Origin of the sequence: Seohaeicola sp. (genome assembly GCF_048006315.1) — a bacterium.
Classification (GTDB): domain Bacteria; phylum Pseudomonadota; class Alphaproteobacteria; order Rhodobacterales; family Rhodobacteraceae; genus Seohaeicola.
Genome location: NZ_CP180350.1, coordinates 1,703,536 through 1,727,216 on the forward strand (window position 1 = coordinate 1,703,536; position 23,681 = coordinate 1,727,216).

A 23,681-nucleotide genomic window follows, 5' to 3' on the forward strand; every position below is an offset into this window, starting at 1 on the left:
GACAGAGCCTCCGCGCCCGTGGCCCGGGGTCTCTCGAGAGAAGGGTTAGTGTATGCTCGGCGTCGCGACTAATGGAAAGGCCTGATCCTTCAATAACCAAATGGCATCACGGCGGCTGTCGCTCTGTCACTTCGTGATTGGGGCTGAACCACACCAAATGGACGCGGTTGGCAGGGAATGGGTCGCAAATTCCGACGCCCCCGACCGATCCGGGTGATAGGGTCATTCAAGAAAATGGCCGACAGCCCTGTGAAGGTCAATCTGCCGCCAACAGGAAGCAAGAGACGCGAACGAATGAAAAGGTTTGGCCTTGATGCGACGGATATTCGCATCCTCAGTGCGATGCAGCAGCATGGGCCGCTGAGCAAGACAAGGCTTGCCGAGATCGTCAATATCTCGCCCACACCGTGCTGGGCGCGGCTTGACCGGCTCAAGGCGGCTGGCTTCATCAAGGGATATCACAGCGATATCGCATTGGGGCAGATCGGCGACTTCGTGCAGGTCATCGTGACCGTCTCGTTGACCCATCACAGAACCGCCGATTTCGACCGGTTCGAGGCCTTCGTCAAAGCCCATGACGAATTCACCGAATGCATCGCGACAGGTGGCGGCATGGATTACGTGCTCAAGGTCATCTGCCCCAGTCTGGCCCTGTTCCAGACGCTGATGCAGGCGATGCAGGATGCCGAGATCGGGGTCGACCGCTACATGACCTACATCGCGACTCGCAGCGTCAAGGCAAGCCGGCCCAACCTTGCCAAACTGGCCGCGCATGCCGGCCGATAAGGCCGCGCGACCGAACGGTTTGCATTCTGCCCAAAAAACGGCCCGTTCGGTCTGAAGTCTGGATTTCTTTGGTCCACATTCGCGCCGGGTTCGCCCGTAGGTTTTCGCCAGTTTCAGTCTGTCCCCGGCCCTGTCGCCGGCGACGCAAAAAGGGCGAAAAAGATGACATCAGACGGCTTCGGTTTTGGCACGCAGATCCGTAAATCCCCCTATTTCGAGGCCACGGTCCGTTGGGGGGCAAAAGGGTTTTCCGTCTATAACCACATGTATATCCCGCGCGATTTCGGCGACCCGGAACAGAATTTCTGGAACCTCGTAAATGACGCCATCCTGTGCGACGTGGCTGTCGAGCGCCAGGTCGAGATCACCGGCCCGGATGCCGCAAGGTTCGTCCAGATGCTGACGCCGCGCGACCTGTCGAACATGGCGGTGGGGCAGTGCAAATACGTGCTGATCACCAATGCCGAGGGCGGGATCCTGAACGATCCGATCCTGCTGCGCCTGGCGGAAAACCATTTCTGGATCTCGCTTGCCGATAGCGACATCCTGCTGTGGGCGCAGGGTGTTGCGGTGCATTCCGGCCTTGATGTCACGATCGGCGAGCCCGATGTGTCGCCCCTTCAGTTGCAGGGCCCCAAGTCGGGCGAGATCATGCAGGCCCTCTTTGGCGACAGCATCATGGACCTGAAATACTACTGGCTGCGCGAGGTCGATCTGGATGGGATTCCGCTGATCGTCTCGCGCACGGGCTGGTCCAGCGAACTGGGCTACGAGATCTATCTGCGCGACAGCGCCCATGGCGACGCGCTGTGGGAACGCATCATGGCAACCGGGATGGCGTTCGGGCTGAAACCCGGCCACACCTCGTCGATCCGCCGGATCGAAGGCGGCATGCTGTCCTATCACGCCGATGCGGATATCAACACGAACCCCTATGAGCTGGGTCTGGACCGCCTGGTGAACCTCGACATGGAGGCCGATTTCATCGGCAAGGCCGCGCTGCAGCGCATCCAGCAGGAGGGTGTCACCCGCAAGCAGGTCGGCCTGATCATCGATTGCGCACCGATGCAGGGCCCCAACACCACCTTCTGGCCCATCCACAAGGACGGCATCGCTATCGGCAAGGTCACGTCAGCGGTCTATTCGCCGCGGCTGGACAAGAACATCGCACTGGCCATGGTCGCTGCGGATCACGCCCATATCGGCTTGGAGATCGAGGTGATCACCCCGTCCGGCCCCACAGCCGCTACCATCGTCGAGCGTCCCTTCTTCGACCCCAAGAAGAAGCTTGCCGCGGCATGATTGCATCTTTGATTTGAGGAACCGCGTGATGTCCGCCCTTTCGATCTCGTTGCACTGGCACCGCAGCGAAGCTGCGCTGGAACCCGGCCAGTATGCGAACGCGCATACGGTCCAGTTCAACGATCGCTACGACCTGCAGGTCGACGCCGCCCCGGACTGGGGCGGCGCGGCCGAGAATACCAACCCCGAACAGGCCCTCGCATCGGCCCTGTCCAGCTGCCACATGATGACCTTTCTGGCGCTTGCCGCGAAAGCGGGCTGGCCGGTGGCCAGCTATCACGATCACGCCGAGGCCCATCTGGGCAAGAACGCCAGGGGACAGATGTCCGTCACCCGCATCGACCTGCACCCGGTTGTCCGCTTCGACACCGGTTTCGCGGTTGACGACGCGGCGCTGGCGCAGATGCAGGACCGTGCCCACCGGTACTGTTTCATCGCCAACACGCTGGCCGACAGCGTCGAGATCAACATCCTCTGAACCGCGCCACAGGAGCCGCCTTCATGACCGAACAAACCATCTTGCTGCGCGAACAGGACGACGCGGGCATTCTGCGCCTGACCCTCAACGACACCGCAAGGCGCAATGCCCTGTCCGAGGCGATGCTGGGCGAACTGGGTGCGGCCTTCATCGCCGCAGGTCAGGACCCCAGCGTGCGCGTGATCATCCTGGCGGCGACCGGGCCTGCCTTCTGCGCGGGCCATGACCTCAAGGAAATGACGGCGGGCCGTGCCGGGCCTGCAGGTGGCAAAGCCTATTTTGCGAGGATCATGGCAATGTGTTCCGGCGTCATGCAGGCGATCATCCATTGCCCCAAGCCCGTGATCGCAGAGGTTGCCGGCATCGCGACGGCGGCAGGCTGTCAGCTGGTCGCCAGCTGCGATCTGGCGATTGCCGCCGACACCGCGCAATTCAGCACACCAGGCGTGCATATCGGGCTGTTCTGCTCGACCCCGATGGTGGCCCTGTCGCGCAATGTGGCGGACAAGCACGCGATGGAAATGCTGCTGACCGGGGACATGACATCGGCCGTCCGCGCTGCCGAGATCGGGCTGGTCAACCGCGCCGTGCCACCCGAGGACCTGCGGGATGCGACGATGCAGATGGCGCGCAAGATCGCCGGCAAATCCAGCATGACCCTGGCGACAGGCAAGCGCGCCTATTACGCGCAGCGGGACATGCCTTTGGCGCAGGCCTATGCCTATGCCTCCAGCGTGATGGTCGACAACATGCTTGCGCGGGACGCCGAAGAAGGCATCGGCGCCTTCATCGAAAAACGCGCAGCCCAATGGCAGGATGCCTGATCCGATGGATGCCAACCCTTACAACACCGACCTGGACCGAAATCCCGCGAACCACCAGCCGCTGACGCCGCTGGGGTTTCTGGAACGGGCGGCGACCGTCTTTCCAGACCATACGGCCATCATTCACGGCAGTCTGCGACGCAGCTATGCCGACTTCTATTCACGCGCGCGGCAACTGGCCTCTGCGCTTGCGGGACAGGGCACCCTGCGCGGCGATACGGTATCGGTCCTGTTGGCAAACACACCCGCCATGCTGGAATGCCATTACGGCGTGCCGATGTGCGGCGCGGTCCTGCATGCGATCAACACCCGGCTGGATGCCGCCATCATCGCCTTTCAGCTTGACCATGCCATGGCGAAGGTCGTGATCGTCGATCGGGAATTCCTGCCCCTGATGCAAGAGGCGCTGGCGCTGGCGACGGTAAGCCCGCTGCTGATCCGCTATGACGACCCCATGTTCGACGCGACGCCGGTGCATGACGGTTTGCCCGAGTACGAGGCGTTTCTGTCCACGGGCGATCCCGATTTTGCCTGGCTCATGCCCACGGACGAATGGGATGCCATTTCGATCAACTACACCTCCGGCACGACCGGGGACCCAAAGGGCGTGGTCTCGCATCATCGGGGGGCCTATCTTCTGGCACAGGGCAACGCGCTGACAACCTCGATGCGCAAACACGCGGTCTATCTGTGGACCCTGCCGATGTTTCACTGCAACGGCTGGTGCTTTCCCTGGACGCTGTCCGCGATCATCGGCACCCATGTCTGCCTGCGACAGGTGCGGGCGGATCAGATATGGAACGCCCTTGCCGATCATGGCGTCACGCATCTTTGCGGCGCGCCGATCGTCATGTCTCTGATGATCGGGGCCCCCGAGGCGGCAAAACGGCCCCTGGCGCACACGGTGCAGTTCTTCACCGCCGCCGCCCCACCGCCCGAGACATTGCTGGCCGACATGAAAACCGCGGGTTTCGATGTCACGCATCTCTACGGTTTGACCGAAACCTACGGCCCGGCCGTCGTCAACGACTGGCACGCGGGCTGGTCCGATCTGCCGGGTCCGGCACAGGCGAAACTGAAATCCCGCCAGGGCGTACGCTACCTGCCGCTAGAGGGGCTGGCCGTGCTCGATCCCGACACGATGCAGCCCGTGCCGCGCGATGGCCTGACCATGGGCGAGGTGATGTTTCGCGGCAATGTCGTGATGAAGGGCTATTTCCGCAATCCGAAGGCCACGCAAGAGGCCTTTGCCGGCGGCTGGTTCCATTCCGGCGATCTGGGTGTGATGCATCCTGACGGTTACATCCAGCTCAAGGATCGGTCGAAGGACATCATCATTTCGGGTGGCGAGAACATCTCATCCATCGAAGTCGAAGAGGCCCTTTACCGGCATCCGGCCGTGGCCGTCGCGGCCGTCGTCGCCATGCCGCATGAAAAATGGGGCGAGACACCTTGCGCCTATATCGAAGTCGCGCCGGGTCAGCATCTGGATGCCGATCTGCTGCAACAATGGTGCCGCGAACAGCTGGCCCCCTACAAGGTGCCCGGACGGTTCATCTTCATGCCGATTCCGCGAACCTCGACCGGCAAGATCCAGAAATTCGCCCTGCGCGAACGCCTGGTGACACCCCAGGCTTGAAAGGTCCGCATTCGGCAGGGGGCTGATCTGCCCCCTACCCCCCTGCCGCCATACGGCCAGCGGCGGCAGGGCTGACCGCGCTGACGCAAGGGTTCCAGGCGGCGATTCAGACCTTGGTAGGATCATTGATCCTACTTTTCGTTCTGCCCCCGATCTTCGCCTTCCCGCAGATTGAGGCCTGAAGCCTTCGATCAAAGTCATTTGGAACGGAAAGATCCCATGCTGGACACACAAAGCGTGACCCCGAGCCCCTGCAAGAATTGCGGACAATGCAGACAGGTGCCGTTCCAGGTAAATTGTGCGCCTGAGGGCCGGGGGATGCCGGTGGACTATTCGGCCCAGCTGGATCAGGCGATCAACAACCTGCACAAGGAAGGCCGCTACCGCACCTTCATCGACATCGAGCGTCAGCGCGGGCATTTTCCGCATGCCGTCTGGCGCAAGCCTGACGGGACCGAGGCACCGATCACCGTGTGGTGCGGCAATGATTACCTGGGCATGGGGCAGCACCCGGCGGTTCTGGCCGCGATGCACGAGGCGCTGGATGCGACCGGTGCGGGATCGGGCGGCACGCGGAACATCTCGGGCACGACGGTCTGGCACAAGCGGCTGGAAAAGGAACTGGCCGACCTGCATGGCAAGGAAGCGGCGCTGCTGTTCACCTCGGCCTATATCGCCAATGATGCCACGCTGAGCACGCTGCCCAAGCTGTTCCCCGGCCTGATCATCTATTCGGATGCGCTGAACCATGCCTCGATGATCGAGGGCGTGCGCCGCAACGGTGGGGCCAAGCGCATCTTCCGCCACAATGACGTGGCCCATCTGCGCGAGCTGCTGGCCGCCGACGATCCGAAAGCGCCCAAGCTGATCGCCTTCGAATCGGTCTATTCGATGGATGGCGATTTCGGCCCGATCGAGGCGATCTGCGATCTGGCCGACGAATTCGGCGCGCTGACCTATATCGACGAGGTCCATGCCGTGGGCATGTACGGCCCGCGCGGGGCGGGGGTGGCGGAACGCGACCGGCTGATGCACCGCCTGGACATCATCAACGGGACGCTGGCCAAGGCCTACGGCGTGATGGGCGGCTATATCGCGGCCTCGGCCAAGATGTGCGACGCGATCCGCTCCTATGCGCCGGGCTTCATCTTCACCACATCGCTGCCGCCGGCGATCGCGGCGGGGGCCGCAGCCTCGGTGGCGCATCTCAAGCGCGATCATGGCCTGCGCGAGCAGCACCAGACCCAGGCGAAGATCCTCAAGACCCGGCTCAAGGGGCTGGGGCTGCCGATCATCGACCATGGCAGCCATATCGTGCCGGTGATCGTGGGCGACCCGGTGCATACCAAGAAGCTGTCGGACATGCTGCTGGACGGCTACGGCATCTATGTCCAGCCGATCAACTTCCCGACCGTGCCGCGCGGCACCGAAAGGCTGCGCTTCACGCCCTCGCCGGTGCATGGACCCAAGGAGATGGACCGCCTTGTGCACGCCATGGACGCGTTGTGGTCGCACTGTGCGCTGAATCGCGCCGAAATGAGCGCATGACCGCAGCCTTGGGAGAACTGTCATGAAATGGATGATCACGGCCGGGGCTGTAGGGCTTGTGCTTCTCTTGACCCCCTATGGCTCGTTGTCCTTGACGGCCACGCAGACAGGGCAGGCCGACAGCGGCGCGCGGCCTGCGACCATCACCGTATTGACGGCCAGCCTGCAACCCGTCGAAGAGGTGCTGCATGCCTTCGGCCATGTGCGGCCCTCCAATGTCATCACGCTTGCCATGCCGCGGACCCCGGCGCCGGTAGCCGAATTGCTGGTTCACGAGGGCGCCCTTGTCCGGCAAGGCGAGGTTCTGGCCCGGCTGGAGACCGAAGAGGCCCGGCATGCGCTTTTGCTGGCACAAGGTGAATTGCAATCCGCCCTGGCCGAGGTCGCAGAGGCCCGAAGCCTTGTGCAACTGGCGAAAACGGAAGTGGCGCAACGGAATGCCACCGTCGAAAGGCTGTCGCAACTGGCGCAAAAAGGCGCATCATCCGATGTGCAGCGGGTTGATGCATTGCGCGCGCTGGAACGTGCCGCGCTTGATGCCGAGGCGCGCCAGAGCCGGTTGGAACAGGCCCTGGTGAAAGCCGAGATGCTGCGCATCCTTGCCAACCGCGCGACAACGCTTGTGGACGAGATGACGATCCTGGCGCCGGTTGCGGGCCGCGTCATGCGGGTCGATGCAAATCCCGGCGCGACACCGCCGCCGGGCACCGCCCTGATCAGCCTGGCCCAGGGCGACCGGATGGAAGCCGTCCTGCAGGTTCCGCCGGGCAGACTGGCGCGTATTCAAGCGGGACAGCCCGTGCAGTTGTGGCTGGCCGATGGCCTGACGACGCGCGGTGCCGTCACCCGCATCGCACCGGGCAATAGCGACAGCGGCGGGCTTGCAGAGGTCACTGTGGCCCTGGAAGACGATGTCCCGTCTGTCGCCGGATCCCATGTGCGGGGCCAGATCATCACGGAACGGCGCATGGCGATGCTGATCCCGTCGTCGGCGCTTGTTCAGTTGCCGTCGGGTCCCGGCGTGCTGCGGATCGTTGACGGGCAGGCCGTCGCGACGCCCGTGGCAATCGCCGCGCGTCCAGATGGCGATCTGGCCGAGATCAAGGACGGGCTGCCGGAAGGCGCGACCATTGCAACGCTTGCCGGTTCCCTGCTGCGGGACGGCAGCCCCGTGCAACCGGTGCCGGAGCCGCGAAAGCGCCTTGCCTGGTCGGATGCCGATGCCCGCATCATGGCTGTGCAGGCGTCAAGATGAGACCTGCAGACTGGGCGCTGCGCCATCCATGGCTGCCGTTGGTGATCATCTGCATTCTGGCTGTCCTCGGCTTGCGCGCCGGTCTGCAGATGCCGCTCACATATCTTCCGGAACTGGGCGACAACCGGATTGCGCTGCATCTTGAGGCGGACAACGCCTCACTCGAGCGGATGGACAAGGACCTGGCGCAGCCTGTCGAGCAGGCGCTTGCAGCCTTGCCACAGATCACCGCGATCCGGTCCAAGGTCAGACCCTCAGGGGTGGAACTGACATTGAATCTGCGCGATTCCCGTTCCGCGCAAGACACGGTGGCGCTTGTTTCCGACAGGATCAATGCGCTGATCCCGGATCTGGACATCGCCTTTCGCATGAACGGCATCAGGGCACTTTCATCGCGGGAACAGGCCGCAGTCGACATTGCCATCGTTCCGCGCGACCGCGACATCCTGCGCGCCAGCCTGACGATGCGGGACATCATCCGCCCCGCGCTGCGCCAGATCGACGGGCTGACCGACATCACCGTCAGCGGCGCACAGCGGCATGGGATCACGATCCGGCCGGACCTTGGGCGGCTTGAAGATGCGGATCTGACCCTTGATGAAGTCATGCAACAGATCGCATCCGGCGCCGGCCGCGCCACGGGGGCAGTCATGCCCACCGATCCGCATGCGGGGACAGTCATGCTGGGCCTGTCCCAATCCGGCCCGCAGAACAACGTGACGGATGTGCTGGACCGGTTGCCGCTGCGCAGCGGACAGGGATCGACCGTCCCGCTTGCCGCCGTGGCAGAGGTGAGGCAAAGCGCGACAAACGGTGACTGGATCGCGCATCATGATGGCCAGCCTGCACTTTTCGTGCAGGTCCATGTCGATCCTGCCGCCGACCTTGGCACTGTCCTGACCGAAATCGACGACCAATTGGTGCAACTGGCCGGCAGGCTGCCTGACCTGCAGATGGATGTGGTGCACCGCCCGGCAGACAGGGCGATCGCATCGCTTGCGGCAACGCGGCGTGCTCTTCTGGAAGGGGCCGTTCTGGTGATCGCCGTGATCGCCCTGACGCTGCGGGCATCACGGGCCACCATGCTGGCAGCCTGTGCGCTGCCGCTGTCGGTCCTGCCCACGCTGTTGGTCATGGACCTGCTTGGCCTGAGCCTGAACATCGTCAGTCTGCTTGCCCTGACACTGGCATCCGGCATCCTTGTGGATGACGCGATCGTGGAAATCGAGAATATCCACAAATACATGGCCCGTGGCATCAAGGCCCGCAAGGCCGTGGCGCAAGCGGTTCGTGACATCGCCTTGCCCGTCATCGGCACAAGCCTTGCGATCCTTGCCGTCTTCGCGCCGGTCGCCGCAATGCCGGGTGAGGCAGGGCGCTATTTCTGGGCTTTCGGATCCACGCTCTGCATCGCAACGATCATGTCGCTTGCCGTGTCGCGCCTTGTGATCCCGCCTCTGGCCGCGCGTTTCCCCGACGTTGCAGGCAAGCGCGCAAAGACGCGGCCAAGCGGCCCGATCACGCGGCGCTATCATGGCTTGCTGATCGGCAGCCTCAGGCTGCGCTGGCTTGGCGTGGCAGGGGCGCTTGTTATCGCGGCAGGATCCATAGTCGCCGCAATGAAGCATCCAGGTTCGTTCATACCGATGGATCGCAGCGGAACAATATGGGTCGAACTGGCGCAGCCATCCGCCATGGCGCAGGATCGACGCCGCGAAAACCTGCGAGAGGTGGAAAAATCCCTGCTCGGGGACCAGCGGGTTGCCTCGGTGACGATGCTGCTTCCCACCGCGCTTGATCAAAATGCAAGACTGATGATCGCGACGGACGGATCGCTTGTGGCAGAAGATGCCATACGGGCGATCCTGGAAGCGCAGCCGGACATGACAGCCGCCGTTCTGAAGGCAAACGGATTGCCGAAGCTGGCGCTGGATATCGCGGCACCCGATCGCACCACGCTGGAAACAGCCGTCACCGAAGTCATGCGCGCCATATCCAGCATGGATCAGGCGGGCCCCGCCCCCATTGTTCCCGGCGGCTGGCTTCCACAGATCCGGCTGACCACCGACCCCGAGATCCTGCGCCCTCTTGGCCTGGAGCATGCCCGGATCGTGCAGATCATGGACATCCTTTCGATGTCACGGGACACCCCGGTCACCTATCTGGATCTTCCGCGGCAGGACGGTGTTCCGGTCTACATGGATATCGGCCTGATGGATCGGGGCCCTGGAACGGCAATGCCGGATCTGGCCTTCCTGGGGCTGCGTCTGCCTGAGGGCGGAAGGGTTCCGTTCGCGGCCCTGGGCGGGATCGACATGCATCTTTCGTCGCTTGCCCTGTCACGACGGGACGGGCTTTACGTACAGCGCATCGTGGCGGACCCAACCGACGATGCTGCCGGGCGTGACATCGCGCGTGTCGCGAAAATGACCGTAGAGACCCATCAAGACAGATTGCCCGGCCTTGTCCTGCTGCCTGCAGGCGATACGGCGCTGAGGCAGGACATGATGCGAGACCTGACAGATGCGATGGGCTCTGGCCTCATGTTGCTGACGGCGACCTTGCTGGTGATGTTCCGATCTGCGGGACAGACCATGGTCATTCTGGTGTCCTTGCTTTTCTCACTGGCGGGGGGAATGGGTGTACTTGTCGCGACAGGCCTGCCGCTGTCCCTGCCCGTGCTGATCGGCATGCTGCTGCTTTTCGGCATCGTGGCCAAGAACGGCATTCTGCTGATCGACAGGGCGCAACGGTTGCAGCGCGGGAAGATGACGATGGCGCAGGCCCTGATGAAGGCGACACGGGACCGGACACGGCCGATCCTGATGACAAGCCTGGCCATGATCGCCGGCATGGTTCCGGCCGCACTGCCCGGACTTGAGGGCGCGGCCTTCCGTCAACCCATGGCGCTGACGGTGATTGGCGGGGTCGCGCTGTCCACCGTGCTGAGCCTGCTGCTGCTGCCGGGCATGGCGCTTCTCGCCCATCAGGCAAGCATTGCGGCAAGGACCCTGAGTGTCCGCAACCTTCGTCATGCGGGAAGGCGACTGGCGGGCGCACGCGGGCTGCCCTGACGCCAGACCCCGGCCCCGGAGATCTTCATTGAGGTGGTCCCGGAAAACTGGGTCGTGGCCGCAGCTTTTCCTGGGACAGAAAGCTCAAGCCATGGGGTGGGAAGCGAGGCACGGCATGATCGAACCCGACCATCCGAACCTGTCCATGGGCCAGCAATATGCTTTGCTGCCGATCCCGCTGCCGTCGTTCTACCATGCGACGCAAGGAACGACGGATCAGACCAGCATCTGGAAAGCGCCAATCCTGTCCAGGAAACCGGAAGTACCTCAGATTTCACCGGACGCGCTGCAGCTGAACTCGTGATAGAGGGTCAAGTCCTGTTGCGGAAAGGCCAAGGCAAAGCAGCAACAAAAAGCGCTTGATCATCGCGGTCCGCCTGCGGCGTTGAAATAGACACCCTGCCCACAGCGCAGGATCCGCACCGCGCTGTCCGCGAATTCTTCCGCTTGCACATGGCGGTCCTGCCAGTCCGCGATGCGGCCCAAACGCCCCGGATCAATGCCCAATGCCGGGGGATAAACTGCTGTCGCACCTTTACCGCACATCACCGCCGCGCAGGTCCGGCCTACACCTCAAGCCATTCCTTGCGCACATCGTCACGTCTGCGCAGATCGTCGGGGGTGCCCTCGAACACGACCTGCCCATGGCCCATCACATAAACCCTGTCGGCAATGTCCATGGCAATCGACAATTTCTGCTCGACCAGCAAGGTGGCAATGCCGCGGCGGGCGATCTCCTGCAGGATATCGGCCACCTTGCGCACCATCTGCGGCGAAAGCCCCTCGGTGGGTTCATCGATCATCACGAAATCGGGGTCGCCCATCAGGGTGCGGCACATGGTCAACATCTGCTGCTCGCCCCCCGACAGCACCGAGGCCTCGACATCGGCGCGCTCCTTGAGGTTGGAAAACATCTCGAACATGTTTTGCATCGACCAGCGCCCCATCCCGTCCTTCTGGCCGGGTTTCAGCCCAAGGGTCAGGTTTTGCCGGGTTGTCAGCCCTGGAAAGATATCGCGGTTTTCAGGCACGTAACCGATACCGAGATTGGCGATTTCATAGGCCTTCTTGCCGGCGATCTCCTGCCCCTTGAAACGCACCGATCCTAGGGGTTCCAGCTCGCCCATGATCGCCTTGCACGTGGTCGACCGCCCCACACCGTTGCGCCCCAGCAGGGCGACGATCTCGCCCTCCTGGACATTCAGGGACACACCCTGAAGGATATGCGACTTGCCGTAATAGGCATGCATGTCAGTGACGTCCAGCATCAGTGTTCTGCCTCCAAAGCGGCGCCCAGATAGGCCTCTTGTACGCGGGCGTTCGCGCGCACCTCGGCGGGTGCGCCCGTTGCGATGATCTCGCCATAAACCAGCACCGAAATGCGGTCTGCCAGGCCAAAGACGACGCCCATGTCATGTTCCACCATGACCAGCGTTTTGCCTTCGGTCACGGTGCGGATCAGCTCGACGATATAATCCGTTTCGGAATGGCTCATGCCGGCGGTGGGCTCATCCAGCATGATCACATCGGCGCCACCGGCGATTGTGATGCCGATCTCCAGCGCCCTTTGTTCGGCATATGACAGAACGCCCGCAGGCAGATCGCGCCTCTGGCTCAGGTTGATCTGCTCCAGTATCGCGTCGGCGCCTTCGGTCAGCGCGCGCGAGCGGCTGACCATGTTCCAGAACGAATAGCGATAGCCCTGCGCCCACAAGAGCGCACAGCGCACATTCTCGAAGACCGACATCTTGGGAAAGATATTGGTGATCTGGAACGACCGCGACAGGCCAAGCCGGTTGATCTGGTAGGGGGCAAGCCCCTGAAGATTGCGCCCATGCAGGCTGATGCTGCCCGAGGTGGGCGGGAAACGCGCGGTGATCAGGTTGAAAAGGGTCGATTTTCCCGCCCCGTTCGGCCCGATGATCGCATGGCGTTCGCCCCTGTTGATCGACAGGTCTATGCCGCGAATGATCTCGGTCTGGCCAAAGCTCTTGCGCAAACCCTTGATGTCCAGTGCCGCTGTCATGTATCCGCCCCATCCGGTGTGTTTGCCCTGTGCCATGCATCCAGCAGAGAGGGTGCATTCCTGCGCGCCAACCAGAAGCCGCTCAGCGCGAGCAGGGCAAAAACCACCCATGGCAAGATCGCTGTGTGCTGGAAGGTCACCCAAAAGAGCGTCATTTCGGTTTCCCCGATGGCCGCGTGGCGCGCATGAAACAGGACCTCGATCAGCCCCGACACGCCGATGATGCAGAAAATCGCCGGCACCAGGGTAGTGACATAGGGCATGACCAGCAGCCGCCACTTGCCCAGCTTGATGGGAACGACATGCATCTGCATGACCCCGGCCAGACCGCTGGGGAAAAACATAACCGTCGCCACGAACAGCGCGCCCACGTAAAGCGACCAGATCTCGGTCTCGAGGCTCAGGACCGTTTGCAGCAGGGTAAAGACGATCGCCCCCACCACGGGCCCGAAAAAGACCCCCACACCGCCAAGGAACGTCACCAGCAGGATCGAGCCCGAGGTGGTCAGGTTCAGGTTTTCCTCGGTCAGGATCTCGTAGTTGATGGCAAAAAGCCCCCCCGCGATACCGGCAAAGAAACCGGCCGCCACGAAGGAATTGTACCGCACCCAGCGCGAGGAATAGCCCAGAAATTCGGCCCGCTCGGGGTTGTCGCGCACGGCATTGGCCATGCGTCCGATCGGGGTGCGCGAGAACAGATACATCAGCATCGCCGAGATCAGCAGCCAGCCCGCGGTCAGGTAATAGACCTCGACCTGGTTCAGAAACTCGACGCCAAAGAACGGCAAACCATAGGTGCGGTCACCGGAAACGCCCTCTTCGCCCCCGAAAAACACAACGATGATCACCGAACAGGCAGCGATCAGCTCGCCCACACCAAGCGAGATCATGGCAAAGACGGTGCCCGCCTTTCGGGTGGAAAAATAGCCCACGACGCAGGCCAGAAGCATGCCGAAGATCCCGCCCACCAGCGGCAGGGCCGGCAGCGGGATACTGCCGAAAATGCCCCAGTTCATCACATGCACGCAGACGAAACCGCCCACGCCCATGTAGACGGCATGACCGAAGGACAGCATTCCCGCCTGCCCCAGCAACATGTTGTAGCTCAGCGCAAAAACGATGGTGATGCCCATCTGGTTCATGATCGTGATGGCACTGTTGGATTGAAAGACAAACGGCATGACCAGCAGTAGCAGCGCCGCCAGGATCCAGGGCATGGCCGTTCTCATCGATATGCCGCCATCCATGCGGCCTTGGGTATTGTCCGGATTCTGCATCATACGTCACGCTTTCCAAACAGGCCGTGCGGGCGGAAGACAAGGATCAGGATCATCAGCAGATAGGGCAAGATATCGGCAATCTGCGGCGAGGTCAGTGTCCACAGATCGGCCCATGCGCTGTCCCAAACCGGCTCGGGCTTGGTAAAGCCAAGACTGGTCAGGATATCCTCCATGCGAATGTTGTAGGCTTTGGCGAAGGTCGTCATCCAGCCGATGATCAACGCCGCAACAAGCGCGCCGCCCAGACTGCCCAGGCCGCCAATCACGATTGTCACGAAAACGATCGACCCCAGCACGAAGGCCATGCCCGGAAAGGTCGACAGAACCGGCCCGGCGATCACCCCCGCCACGCCCGCCAGCGCCGTGCCCACGCCAAAGACGCCCATGAAGACCAGCGGCACGTTATGCCCAAGCGCCTCGACGGTGCGCGGATAGCTGAGTGCGGCCTGAATGATCATGCCCACGCGGGTACGCGTCAGGACAAACAGCAGCCCCGCGAATATCCCCAGCGACAGAAAGATCATGAACACCTTGTAGGCCGGGATGTCATAGCTCGAGATCGAAAAGGCCGCGCCTTCCAGAATTTCGGGAATCCGATAGGCAATCTGGTCGTTGCCCCAGATGAACTTCACCAGTTCCTCGATCAGCAGGGCCAGTCCGAAGGTAAAGATCAACTCGGGCACATGGCCATATTGGTGCACCCGGCGCAGACCATAGCGTTCGACCGCAGCCCCCACGATGCCCACCAGAGGCGGCGCAACAAGCAGCCCCATCCAGAACCCCAGATAGATGCTGATCTGATAGGCGAAATAGGCCCCCAACATGTAGAAACTGGCATGGGCAAAGTTCAAGACGCCCATCATCGAGAAAATAAGTGTCAGGCCCGCGGACAGCATGAACAGCAACAGCCCCGTGACCAAACCGTCGATAAGGTTCACCAGTATGAGGTCCATGCCTCACTCCCCCTGTTTTTCAGGTCATTTTTCTTGCAGGTGTGGCCCCGCGCGGCACAGGCGCACGGGGCCGGGATGAAGCGCAGCTCAGGGGCGCGTCATGTTGCAGGTGGTCGGCGCATCGGCCGAAGCCATGACAACCGAGCTTTCGACAACCATGCCGTATCCCGAATTGTCGTAGTCGAACTGCACGGCTTCATTGGTATGCGCAAAGATATGCACATCCTGGATCGCCTGGTGGTCCTGGGGACGCATCAGGATCTTGCCGCCCCACAGACTGTCATGTTCCATGCCTTCCAGCGCCTTGGCCACGGCGACAACGTCGGTGGCGGTGCCGGCATCGTTGATGGCGCGGGCCAGCATTTCGATCACGTTGGTGATGCGCGCTTGGCTGACGTTGCCATCAGGATACTTGGCCTTGAACGCCTTGACATACTCTGCCGCCCGATCCGAAGCGATCGGGTTCAGCGGGCCTTCCGACACCAGCCGCAGCGACCCCTTGCCGGTTTCGCCAAAGGCCGCGGTGATCCCGTCGGCTGCCGCGTAATAGGTGTAGATCGGCCCCTCGAATCCGTTTTCAATGATCGATCTGCCAAGGTTCAGCATGTCCGAACCCCAGTTGCCGGTGATCACCGCATCAGCCCCCGAGGCCACGATCTTGCGCGCATAGGGCGTGAAATCCTTCACCTTGCCGATGGGGTGCAGTTCGTTGCCGACAATCTCGATATCGGGGCGCTTGGCCTCGAGAAAGCTGACCGCCGCCGAGGCGACAGCCTTGCCAAAGCTGTAGTCCTGTCCGATGATGTAGACCTTCTTGATGCTGTCATCCACAGCCATCACATCGGTCAGCGCATCCATCTTGATATCGGCATTGGCGTCAAAGCGGAAATGCCAGAAATTGCACTTGTCATTGGTCAGCGCAGGATCGACAGCCGAATAGTTCAGAAACAGCACACGGTTGTCCGGATTGCGGCGGTTATGCTTGTCGATCGCTTCGGTCAACGCGTTCGCCACGCCCGAGCTGTTGCCCTGCGCCACGTAGCGAATGCCCTGGTCAATCGCCACCTGCAGCTGGATCAGCAACTCCTTGGGGCTGATCTTGTTGTCAAAACCCATGATCTCGAATTTCTGTCCCCCCAGAACACCGCCATTGGCGTTCACAAGGGCTTCCGCTGCAAATTCATACTGGTGCAGGCCGTTGATGCCGGTTGAGGCGAAGGGGCCAGACAGTGGATCGATGAAGGCGATCTTCACGTTCTCTGCAAAGGCCGCGGATGCCATGACAGCAAGCGACAGGGCGGCAACAGTGCCGCGTTTTACGATTGTTCTCATTCTTCCCTCCCAAGATCAGCCCTGCAAATTCATTTGTGTTTTCAGCGCAGGCCGATATCGAAAAGCCTTGCACAGGATGACCACAAGTCAAGCATTTGACAGACCCGCAGGTTGTGCGCGGGGCGGCGCAATCCGGCAGGCGCGCGCGAAAATCCGGTGCCGCAGAGTCATATTTCACCGGCATATGCCGCAATGCAGAATATCGTTCCGCGAAAATGGCGAAGTGCGATTGCCATTCTTTTTCAAGGCGAACCGGCGCTCTCTTCGGCAGGAGGCACCACGCCAGGACCTGCCGATGTTGCAGGTGCAAAAACTGCCACTTGGGGGTCAATTCAGCCCCGGAAGCGGGCCGGATTTATTTTACCGTGACGTTACGGCGTTTCTGCCACAACTTCCGCGATGCGGAAAATCAAACTGCATCACTGTCGAAAACACGGACAACCGCTCCAAAGACAGAATCAAAACCGACTGACCGTGGCGCCAAAAGGCCGACCAGGCAGGAGAGCCGCGCCGCGCCCTGCCGCCGCGAGGGGATCGCGGCAAGAGAGCGACGAATTTGAAAATGAAGTCGCAGATCGAGAAGCAAACGATCCAGAAACGCCAGTTGCAGCGCCAAGCCGCTGAAACCCAAACCGAAAAAGGAACTTGACCAGAGCCATCGTTGCGAAACGGCTGGAAAAGTCCGAAAGTCTCTGACGACGGACAGCCGGCGCGGTTCAAGAGGCTGCAACGCGGTCCGTCAGGGCGAACCTTGATGGTTGGCGCATTTTCATTTTGGCAATGACTGAAGAACTGCGAGGCTGCGTGACAACCACGCGCCGTGCCCCGTTCCCATCAATCCTTTGAACTGCAAAATCAGGGCCGCCATGTTCCACTTGCCGGATTGGTCGTGGTGCTTATGACTTCTGCAAGACCCTGCAATCTGGACCTGAACAATGTTTGAAACAACGCATGCATCGATCCTTCCCGCCAAGATCAGCGAGCAGGTATCCGGTTTGCACCTGTCGTCAATCCGCCTAGAGACAGCATATCCCGCCCTGCCAACACCATTGCAAACATCAAGCGGATCATTGGAGGTCGCCCCACTTTTGATCGTTCAGGTCATGACGGAATGCGGCGTGACCGGTGAAAGCTATCTTTTTTCTCCAAATCGAACGCTTCTACCTGCGCTCAACGAGGCGACGAAAGCGGTGTTTCAAGTGGTCCGCGGCGACCCGTGCCTGCCAGAAAACGTAACTGACAAGATACTTCGGCATTTCAAGCTTTTTGGCGGCACCGGCATCGTCACCATGGCAATGGCCGCCGTGGACATGGCTGTCTGGGATTTGGTCGGAAAAGCGATTGGCCAACCGCTCCACCGCGTACTCGGGGGAACGTCGACCGAGGTCAGGACTTATGAAAGCTCGGGGCTTGGGATCGGTGATCAACGGACGATCAGGCAGCAAGCCGAGAGTTTTCTGAAGAACGGCAACACAACCATGAAACTTCGCCTTGGTTATGAAACCCTGGCAGGTGACATGGGCGCACTGGACATGCTTGCCAATGCCTTTGGATCCTCAATCCAGTTGATGGTGGATTACAACCAAGGACTTACACCGTCCGAGGCAATCAGGAGATGCGCGGAAATCGACGGGCTTGGCCTGCTGTGGATCGAAGAACCGATCCATGCCGACCTTCTTGAAGAGACAGCCGCCCTGCAATCCACGCTCAGAACTCCGATCCAGATTGGCGAAAACCTGTGGTCACCGACGGAAGTGGATCGCGCTTTGCGGCTGTCTGCCAGCAGATATCTCATGCCTGATGTCGGCAAAATCGGCGGCGTTACGCAGTGGCTCAGAGCAGCAAGGCTTGCCGACAAATACGGGATCAAAGTCTCTTCCCACCTTTACCCTGAAATCAGCAGCCACCTTTTGGCGGCCATTCCGAATGCACATTTCCTTGAATATGCGGATTGGACAGCCAACCAGTTTTCCGGTCACGCAAAGCCATCAGGCAACAGCCTGAGGGTGTCGGATCAACCCGGGTTTGGCCTTTATGCCTAGGCGGCTTTCGGGCCGCGCCGCATCAACCCCAGCAAGACGACGGGGGCTCTGAAACCGGAGTCCCCGCAAAATACTCAGCCTGCATCTGCAGGCGATGTCATGGTCACGCTGACACCACCAATACCTTCGATCACAACTTCGACCACCATCCCCGGCTTGACCGGGCGGGCCCCCACGGATGTCCCGCAGGCGATAAGGTCGCCGGGATTGAGTGTCATGTCCTTTGACAAGAGACTGACAATCTCGTTTGGCGGCAAGATCATGTCGGATGCCGGATATGACTGGCGTTCCCGGCCATCCACAAGGACGCGGATCACAAGATCCTGCCAGTCCACATCTGTTTCGATGACCGGGCCGACAACGCCAAACCCATCAAAGCTTTTGGCACGGGTCCATTGCGGGAACGATGGATCCGCGTGAAGAACATCGATCGACGTGAGGTCATTGATGCAGGTGTAGCCCAAAATGGCCTCGGCTGCCTTTTCGGGGCTGACATCCTTGCAGGTTATGCCAATCACGATGCCCAACTCGCCCTCAAAGATGACCCGCCCTGCTGCGGGGGGCAGTTCGACGCTGGCACCATGCCCCGAAAGGGAACTGTCGGACTTGAGGAAATAGAGAGGATGCGTGGGGTGATCCATCCCGCCCTTTTCGGCTGCGGCCTTGAAGTTGTTCCACAGGCCGATGAACTTGCCCGGCTGAACCGGAGCCTGCAGCGTAATCTCTGAAAGCGGCACAGGCGCACCCACGGCGGTATCCGACCCAAGACCATCACGCGGATGAAGTTCGTCATTGTGAATAACACCGATGACCTGCGATCCGCCCTTGGTGTAGCCCCTAGCCCATTTCATGGTGTCGTCTCCTCATGTGGATTTTCCGCGTTGGCGCCTCAAGATCCGCCAACCCAAGCAAGGTCTTGAAGCGCATTTATGCAGCGCCGTGTCTATTCCTACAAGCGCCATGCCGGGGGACGCATTTTCGCGGATTGCCGTGACCCAGGTCTTGATCCTCGCAATCGCAGACTGATTGTCCAGAACCTGCCCAGGGGGCGGCGCGAAAGCTGATCCGGACTGCCGACGGCACCGGCACTGGCCAGGGGATAATCCATCCAACAGCAGACAGAGCAGACAGAGCAGACAGGCCGGGAAGAGGTTGCAAATTTCAGCTTGTGATCAGGTCGGATCAATTTTGCATCAATTGGGAGGAAACTGAGCTGATCTGCTGCGAAATGATCGCCGACCTGTCTTTGAGCTCTTCGGTGACCATCAAGACAACGATCATCGCGATAATCACACCAGCCTTGCTGAAAAATGCGGTCTGAAGATGCTGCCTGAAGATGGCCCGCATCAAGCCGATGAATTCCGCGCCGATTGGCGCCAGTAGCGAACACCATACCCCTAGCAGAGCACTGTGTGCGCGTTTCAAATGCCTTTGTGCTGACCGAAGAAAGCTATTGTGCGTCAAGAACATGGGATCAGCCCCCTGGGATTGTGCCCGGCCCCTGTGGGACCGGGCCTTGATGTCAACTGGTCGGATCAGCTGGGGTTCAGGTCGCCCAGTGTGATCGACAGAGTGTTGCCGATGGCAGCGGCGGTTGCTGTCACCGTGTCAGCCCGGCGTGCGACCAAGTTGCCGGTTGCGCTCACATCGGAATAGTTGGTCTGCGTCAGCTTCAGCTCACCATTCGAACCGACACCGCCGGTCAGGGTGGTCGTGTTGGCAATCGCAGCCACGGTCATGGTCAAATCATCCACCGAACCGCTGTCGATACGGGCATAGGCCGAGATGTCTTCCACACGCTCACCGACTGACTGAGTGATCGACATATCCTTGTCATAATAGACCGCCGACACGGTGTTGCCGATGGCGGCCGAGGTCGCGTCGAGGGTATCGCCCTTCAGCCCATCCTGATCGATTTTCAGGCTGGCCTCGATCTCTTCGCCAAGGAAGTCCTGGGTCAGGGTCAGGGCATAGGGACCGAAGTCGTCCATGGATACGGTGTTGCCGATGGCCGCAGTGGTTGCCGCAAAGTCTTTCAGCTCGACATTGTCGAAGGAAATGTCGGCTTCAGCCTTCACGTCATCCGTGATGTCCTGATCGATAACCAGTTCGTCGACACTCAGGTTGGTCAGCGAAACGGTGTTGGCGATAGCGGCTGTCGTTGCCGAAGACAGGCCGTCTTCCAGCTCGACATTCGCAACACTCAGGTCAAGTTTCGCCTCGACATCGGAATGCGCGTACTGGTTGATGTCCAGTTCGGACTTGCCCAGACCGTCGATGCTCATCGTGTTTGCAATCGCTGCAGACGTGACTTCGATTGCGTCCATCGAACGCTGCTCTGCGTCATCACGGCCCTTGTCGGCACTCTCACGGGCCTTGTCGCCACCTTCGCGGCCTCTGTCAGCCCCCTCGCGACCATCGTCTTCACCTTTCTTGGCCGCCGAGGCGCCCTCACCGATCACGACGTTCAGGTCACTGGTCATGTCGTCCAGATTGATCTGCTCCAGAACCAGTTTGGTGGTTTCCGATCCTTGCTCACCCCAATTGCGGTCAGAACCGGCAATAGCAGTGGAGCCAAGCAAAGCCAGCATGAGGCTAGACGCAACAGTTGTCTTGAATGTAGTGTTCATGAGAAAATCTCCTTTAAGTTTTGGACTTGGGTGGGTTTTCAGGCACGGCGTCAGTTGCAGCTGGCGTCGTGCCGTTCACTGTCAGGCAAGATCCGGTATCAACCCGATACAATCCGCTGATCAGTTCAATGACGGCTCGCTCCAATACGAGCCGAATGCTTGTTTGAATGGGTTCCTGTGCACGTTCGCGACTGGACACACCGAGACCAGTATCCAGAAGTTCGAGGGTCAGACCATTCTGGTTTTCGCGTCCGAAAACCTGTTTCTTGAAGCTGACGGTATCCACAACCCGAAGTGTTTCGGTGTTGACCATCCGCAGATCCACCGCAACCGAGATGGCATAGAGCCGGTCGCTGCGCGATCCTCTTCCGACTTGCAGGTCGAAAGCCGTCGAATAGATGTTGAAATCCAGCTCTGTGATCCCGCCCATTATCATGTAGTCGCTGGGATCAAGAACACCGGCCAGGATCTCCTTGTAAGGTTGTTCCTCGTTCTCGGCGCCGATCAGCTTCTGGTTGGCGTAGCGCAACTCCAGATCCGCTACGCTTGTATCGTACCGCTCGACCAGGGGCACGCCCAGTTTGTCCAGCGCAGAGATGACCATCAAAGTCGCACCGCGCGTCAATACGGGACGGGTCGTATCCTGCGAAAACCCGGTGTAGTCGTCGATCTTGCCCACGGTCAGGGTCCTGGACTTCTGACGGCCCGAAAGTTTGTCGCGGACACAGCTCATCGGTCCGCTCATCGGCGTCTCGACATCGACAGCCATTGGACCTTTCAGTTCCGGGCGCGCTTCGATTGGATCGTAAAGGGCACGGCCCTCTGCACCGGTGCAGTTCGCAAGGACACTCAGGGCAACGAAGCCCGCGGCTATTTTCTTACCAGTATTCAGCATCCGAACTTCAAGCTCCCGTTGAGCGAGGTAGTGGCAGACACACTGCCATTGTTGGTCTGATTTGAGTTCAGGATGATCGTGTTGTAGCTTCCATCGACCGTGACCGAGACCATGTTTCCGATCGCTGTGGAACTCAGCCCGCAATTGGATGCCAAGCCACCGCCGGTTCGCACACCAGAGTTGATCGTCAGATTTCCGTTGTCGTCTCGGGCGCTGCCGATGGGATCGATCATGTGCCGGGCGTCATTGTCGAAACCGGCACTGGAGGTGAATACACCGTAGTCTGATGTTGAAGCTTCGCTGATCGCAGCCATGGCCAGGACCAGGCCACATGACCACATGCCTACAGCCGCAAGCCGCCGGTTGATCGAAGCAGAGCCGTCGACACAGCTGTAAGTGCGATTTCGACGATTACTGATGCTGTTCAAAGCAAATCGCATTTTTGCCATTATTCTTAGCCTTTTAATGTTGCTGCGGCAGTATTTCCGGCCACATCCCGAATATGACCTAAATGCGGCGCGCCAGGCTCGCAGGTCAACCTGCGAAGCCATCCGAATACGACAGGGGGAAAACATATATTCCTGATGCTGAATTATCTTCTCACTTCATATCCAGAATATGAATTCGATCAACCAACAGATTTATTTCAGAGAAATGATCGCTAAATATCTGTTTTTAAACTTTATTTTCCACATACTTTTCTTCGTTAGGATGGGAAAACTGCACAGGTCAATGATGTATTTCATTTGCATATTAATGTAGCAAAAGATAATAACACGCGCGCTTTCGGATTTCATGTATCGAAAGACAAGGAAATCGCAATTTTCATGATTTTCAAGTTTTGACACAATGCACTTCCTGCTGCCGAATTACATACATCTCGACCACAACAGCATTTAGTTTTTACATTCAGGCGCCGGAAAAGTGACTCGTTGCGGATCAAGATTTCCAAAACATGACGTTGTTGATTTCCACCCGGAAGTGACCCGGGTAGCGTCCTAATTTCCATTGAGAATTGACCCATGTGACCCTTCCCCCACGCGACGAGCGCAGGGAGTCAACGGAGTGATCCACATGGGACTTTTGAACATCATCCGACGCATGGCTTTGCGACAGAAGTTGCCTCTCCGCGAGAGCGCACGGCGGACTGGTCTGTCTCGCAATACGATCAAGAAGTATCTGAACGCGGGGACGATCGAGCCTTCCTTTGCGACGCCGGAGCGGCCCAGCAAACTTGATCCTCTTGCCGACAAGCTGGCAGGTTGGTTGAAGACCGAGGCGGGGAAGTCGCGTAAGCAACGGCGGTCCCGGAAGCGGATCCGTGCTGATCTGGTCGCGCTCGGCTTCACCAGATGCTACAACCGCGTGGCAGCCTTCGCCCGAGAGTGGCGCGCAGATCGCCAGCGAGAGCAGCGGACGACAGGCCGCGGCACCTTCGTTCCGCTGTCGTTTCGCCCGGGCGAGGCATTCCAGTTCGACTGGAACGAAGGTTTTGCCGTTCTGGGTGGCGAGCGCACGAAGCTCCAAGTCGCGCACATCAAGCTGTCACACAGCCGAGCCTTCCTGGTCCGGGCTTATCTGCTGCAAACGCATGAGATGCCGTTCGATGCGAACTGG

At 60.2% G+C, this 23,681-nt stretch carries 21 protein-coding genes and 1 pseudogene; 11 read left to right on the plus strand and 11 right to left on the minus strand.

What is annotated here, in order from left to right:
- Positions 1 to 294: 294 nt before the first annotated feature.
- The 9 genes from ACMUJL_RS08615 to ACMUJL_RS08655 all read left to right on the plus strand — a co-directional run bounded on the left by ACMUJL_RS08615 (position 295) and on the right by ACMUJL_RS08655 (position 11,210).
- Positions 295 to 786: an Lrp/AsnC family transcriptional regulator gene (locus ACMUJL_RS08615; protein ID WP_068291655.1), complete on the plus strand. Its 492-nt coding sequence runs from the start codon at positions 295 to 297 to the stop codon at positions 784 to 786.
- A 162-nt stretch (positions 787 to 948) separates the two neighbouring features.
- Positions 949 to 2,088, plus strand: coding sequence for a glycine cleavage T C-terminal barrel domain-containing protein (locus ACMUJL_RS08620; RefSeq protein WP_068291654.1), 1,140 nt, complete (start codon positions 949 to 951; stop codon positions 2,086 to 2,088).
- A 28-nt stretch (positions 2,089 to 2,116) separates the two neighbouring features.
- Complete coding sequence (locus ACMUJL_RS08625) at positions 2,117 to 2,566, plus strand: OsmC family protein (RefSeq protein WP_068291703.1); 450 nt, start codon at positions 2,117 to 2,119, stop codon at positions 2,564 to 2,566.
- A 23-nt stretch (positions 2,567 to 2,589) separates the two neighbouring features.
- Positions 2,590 to 3,390 (plus strand): enoyl-CoA hydratase, encoded by an 801-nt coding sequence (locus ACMUJL_RS08630; protein ID WP_375568953.1) that lies wholly within the window; start codon positions 2,590 to 2,592, stop codon positions 3,388 to 3,390.
- 4 nt (positions 3,391 to 3,394) lie between these two features.
- Positions 3,395 to 5,029 carry an acyl-CoA synthetase gene (locus ACMUJL_RS08635; protein WP_375568951.1) on the plus strand — a complete coding sequence of 545 codons (1,635 nt, stop codon included), beginning with the start codon at positions 3,395 to 3,397 and terminating at the stop codon, positions 5,027 to 5,029.
- A gap of 324 nt (positions 5,030 to 5,353) precedes the next feature.
- Entirely contained in the window at positions 5,354 to 6,577 is a 1,224-nt protein-coding gene (hemA, locus tag ACMUJL_RS08640; RefSeq protein ID WP_375573966.1) for a 5-aminolevulinate synthase, read from the plus strand.
- 22 nt (positions 6,578 to 6,599) lie between these two features.
- Entirely contained in the window at positions 6,600 to 7,832 is a 1,233-nt protein-coding gene (locus ACMUJL_RS08645) for an efflux RND transporter periplasmic adaptor subunit (RefSeq protein ID WP_375568949.1), read from the plus strand.
- The gene (locus ACMUJL_RS08650; protein ID WP_375568947.1) at positions 7,829 to 10,906 is read left to right on the plus strand and encodes an efflux RND transporter permease subunit; all 3,078 of its coding nucleotides are present in this window, start codon (positions 7,829 to 7,831) and stop codon (positions 10,904 to 10,906) included. The genes ACMUJL_RS08645 and ACMUJL_RS08650 overlap by 4 nt, the downstream gene beginning before the upstream one ends.
- Positions 10,907 to 11,021: 115 nt before the next feature.
- The gene (locus tag ACMUJL_RS08655; RefSeq protein ID WP_375568945.1) at positions 11,022 to 11,210 is read left to right on the plus strand and encodes a hypothetical protein; all 189 of its coding nucleotides are present in this window, start codon (positions 11,022 to 11,024) and stop codon (positions 11,208 to 11,210) included.
- 262 nt (positions 11,211 to 11,472) lie between these two features.
- On the opposite strand, the gene ACMUJL_RS08660 is transcribed toward ACMUJL_RS08655, so the two are convergent.
- The 6 genes from ACMUJL_RS08660 to ACMUJL_RS08685 all read right to left on the minus strand — a co-directional run bounded on the left by ACMUJL_RS08660 (position 11,473) and on the right by ACMUJL_RS08685 (position 17,113).
- Entirely contained in the window at positions 11,473 to 12,177 is a 705-nt protein-coding gene (locus ACMUJL_RS08660) for an ABC transporter ATP-binding protein (RefSeq protein ID WP_375573964.1), read from the minus strand.
- Entirely contained in the window at positions 12,174 to 12,932 is a 759-nt protein-coding gene (locus ACMUJL_RS08665; RefSeq protein ID WP_068293510.1) for an ABC transporter ATP-binding protein, read from the minus strand. The genes ACMUJL_RS08660 and ACMUJL_RS08665 overlap by 4 nt, the downstream gene beginning before the upstream one ends.
- Positions 12,929 to 14,212: a branched-chain amino acid ABC transporter permease gene (locus ACMUJL_RS08670; protein ID WP_068293496.1), complete on the minus strand. Its 1,284-nt coding sequence runs from the start codon at positions 14,210 to 14,212 to the stop codon at positions 12,929 to 12,931. Before ACMUJL_RS08670 ends, ACMUJL_RS08665 begins: the two co-directional genes overlap by 4 nt.
- A complete protein-coding gene (locus ACMUJL_RS08675; protein WP_068293494.1) occupies positions 14,209 to 15,165 on the minus strand; it encodes a branched-chain amino acid ABC transporter permease in 957 nt (318 codons plus the stop codon). The genes ACMUJL_RS08670 and ACMUJL_RS08675 overlap by 4 nt, the downstream gene beginning before the upstream one ends.
- An 87-nt stretch (positions 15,166 to 15,252) precedes the next feature.
- Positions 15,253 to 16,497 carry a branched-chain amino acid ABC transporter substrate-binding protein gene (locus ACMUJL_RS08680; protein WP_416914218.1) on the minus strand — a complete coding sequence of 415 codons (1,245 nt, stop codon included), beginning with the start codon at positions 16,495 to 16,497 and terminating at the stop codon, positions 15,253 to 15,255.
- Between the two features lie 409 nt (positions 16,498 to 16,906).
- Positions 16,907 to 17,113 carry a hypothetical protein gene (locus ACMUJL_RS08685; protein WP_375568938.1) on the minus strand — a complete coding sequence of 69 codons (207 nt, stop codon included), beginning with the start codon at positions 17,111 to 17,113 and terminating at the stop codon, positions 16,907 to 16,909.
- A 319-nt stretch (positions 17,114 to 17,432) separates the two neighbouring features.
- Here ACMUJL_RS08685 and ACMUJL_RS08690 point away from each other — a divergent pair, with 319 nt between their 5' ends.
- A complete protein-coding gene (locus ACMUJL_RS08690) occupies positions 17,433 to 18,539 on the plus strand; it encodes an enolase C-terminal domain-like protein (RefSeq protein ID WP_375568936.1) in 1,107 nt (368 codons plus the stop codon).
- 74 nt (positions 18,540 to 18,613) lie between these two features.
- Here ACMUJL_RS08690 and ACMUJL_RS08695 read toward each other — a convergent pair whose 3' ends face one another.
- The 5 genes from ACMUJL_RS08695 to ACMUJL_RS08715 form a co-directional block, all read right to left on the minus strand.
- Complete coding sequence (locus tag ACMUJL_RS08695) at positions 18,614 to 19,390, minus strand: fumarylacetoacetate hydrolase family protein (protein ID WP_375568934.1); 777 nt, start codon at positions 19,388 to 19,390, stop codon at positions 18,614 to 18,616.
- Between the two features lie 331 nt (positions 19,391 to 19,721).
- Complete coding sequence (locus ACMUJL_RS08700; protein WP_375568932.1) at positions 19,722 to 20,009, minus strand: hypothetical protein; 288 nt, start codon at positions 20,007 to 20,009, stop codon at positions 19,722 to 19,724.
- 65 nt (positions 20,010 to 20,074) lie between these two features.
- Positions 20,075 to 21,169 carry a hypothetical protein gene (locus ACMUJL_RS08705; RefSeq protein ID WP_375568931.1) on the minus strand — a complete coding sequence of 365 codons (1,095 nt, stop codon included), beginning with the start codon at positions 21,167 to 21,169 and terminating at the stop codon, positions 20,075 to 20,077.
- A 13-nt stretch (positions 21,170 to 21,182) separates the two neighbouring features.
- Entirely contained in the window at positions 21,183 to 22,064 is an 882-nt protein-coding gene (locus ACMUJL_RS08710; protein ID WP_375568929.1) for a CsgG/HfaB family protein, read from the minus strand.
- Positions 22,058 to 22,513 (minus strand): hypothetical protein, encoded by a 456-nt coding sequence (locus ACMUJL_RS08715; RefSeq protein WP_375568927.1) that lies wholly within the window; start codon positions 22,511 to 22,513, stop codon positions 22,058 to 22,060. Before ACMUJL_RS08715 ends, ACMUJL_RS08710 begins: the two co-directional genes overlap by 7 nt.
- A 625-nt stretch (positions 22,514 to 23,138) precedes the next feature.
- On the opposite strand from ACMUJL_RS08715, the pseudogene ACMUJL_RS08720 reads away from it, so the two are divergent.
- Positions 23,139 to 23,678, plus strand: a pseudogene (locus ACMUJL_RS08720) (IS21 family transposase); the annotation flags it as partial.
- Between the last annotated feature and the right edge of the window lie 3 nt (positions 23,679 to 23,681).

Coding starts and splice junctions, on each gene's coding strand:
- ACMUJL_RS08680 (WP_416914218.1), bottom strand. CDS start 16,497: ATGAGAACAATCGTAAAACGCGGCACTGTTGCCGCCCTGTCGCTTGCT.
- ACMUJL_RS08675 (WP_068293494.1), bottom strand. CDS start 15,165: ATGGACCTCATACTGGTGAACCTTATCGACGGTTTGGTCACGGGGCTG.
- ACMUJL_RS08620 (WP_068291654.1), top strand. CDS start 949: ATGACATCAGACGGCTTCGGTTTTGGCACGCAGATCCGTAAATCCCCC.
- ACMUJL_RS08700 (WP_375568932.1), bottom strand. CDS start 20,009: ATGTTCTTGACGCACAATAGCTTTCTTCGGTCAGCACAAAGGCATTTG.
- ACMUJL_RS08625 (WP_068291703.1), top strand. CDS start 2,117: ATGTCCGCCCTTTCGATCTCGTTGCACTGGCACCGCAGCGAAGCTGCG.
- ACMUJL_RS08615 (WP_068291655.1), top strand. CDS start 295: ATGAAAAGGTTTGGCCTTGATGCGACGGATATTCGCATCCTCAGTGCG.
- ACMUJL_RS08705 (WP_375568931.1), bottom strand. CDS start 21,169: ATGAACACTACATTCAAGACAACTGTTGCGTCTAGCCTCATGCTGGCT.
- ACMUJL_RS08665 (WP_068293510.1), bottom strand. CDS start 12,932: ATGACAGCGGCACTGGACATCAAGGGTTTGCGCAAGAGCTTTGGCCAG.
- ACMUJL_RS08690 (WP_375568936.1), top strand. CDS start 17,433: ATGTTTGAAACAACGCATGCATCGATCCTTCCCGCCAAGATCAGCGAG.
- ACMUJL_RS08630 (WP_375568953.1), top strand. CDS start 2,590: ATGACCGAACAAACCATCTTGCTGCGCGAACAGGACGACGCGGGCATT.
- ACMUJL_RS08715 (WP_375568927.1), bottom strand. CDS start 22,513: ATGGCAAAAATGCGATTTGCTTTGAACAGCATCAGTAATCGTCGAAAT.
- ACMUJL_RS08645 (WP_375568949.1), top strand. CDS start 6,600: ATGAAATGGATGATCACGGCCGGGGCTGTAGGGCTTGTGCTTCTCTTG.
- ACMUJL_RS08650 (WP_375568947.1), top strand. CDS start 7,829: ATGAGACCTGCAGACTGGGCGCTGCGCCATCCATGGCTGCCGTTGGTG.
- ACMUJL_RS08655 (WP_375568945.1), top strand. CDS start 11,022: ATGATCGAACCCGACCATCCGAACCTGTCCATGGGCCAGCAATATGCT.
- ACMUJL_RS08635 (WP_375568951.1), top strand. CDS start 3,395: ATGGATGCCAACCCTTACAACACCGACCTGGACCGAAATCCCGCGAAC.
- ACMUJL_RS08695 (WP_375568934.1), bottom strand. CDS start 19,390: ATGAAATGGGCTAGGGGCTACACCAAGGGCGGATCGCAGGTCATCGGT.
- ACMUJL_RS08710 (WP_375568929.1), bottom strand. CDS start 22,064: ATGCTGAATACTGGTAAGAAAATAGCCGCGGGCTTCGTTGCCCTGAGT.
- ACMUJL_RS08670 (WP_068293496.1), bottom strand. CDS start 14,212: ATGATGCAGAATCCGGACAATACCCAAGGCCGCATGGATGGCGGCATA.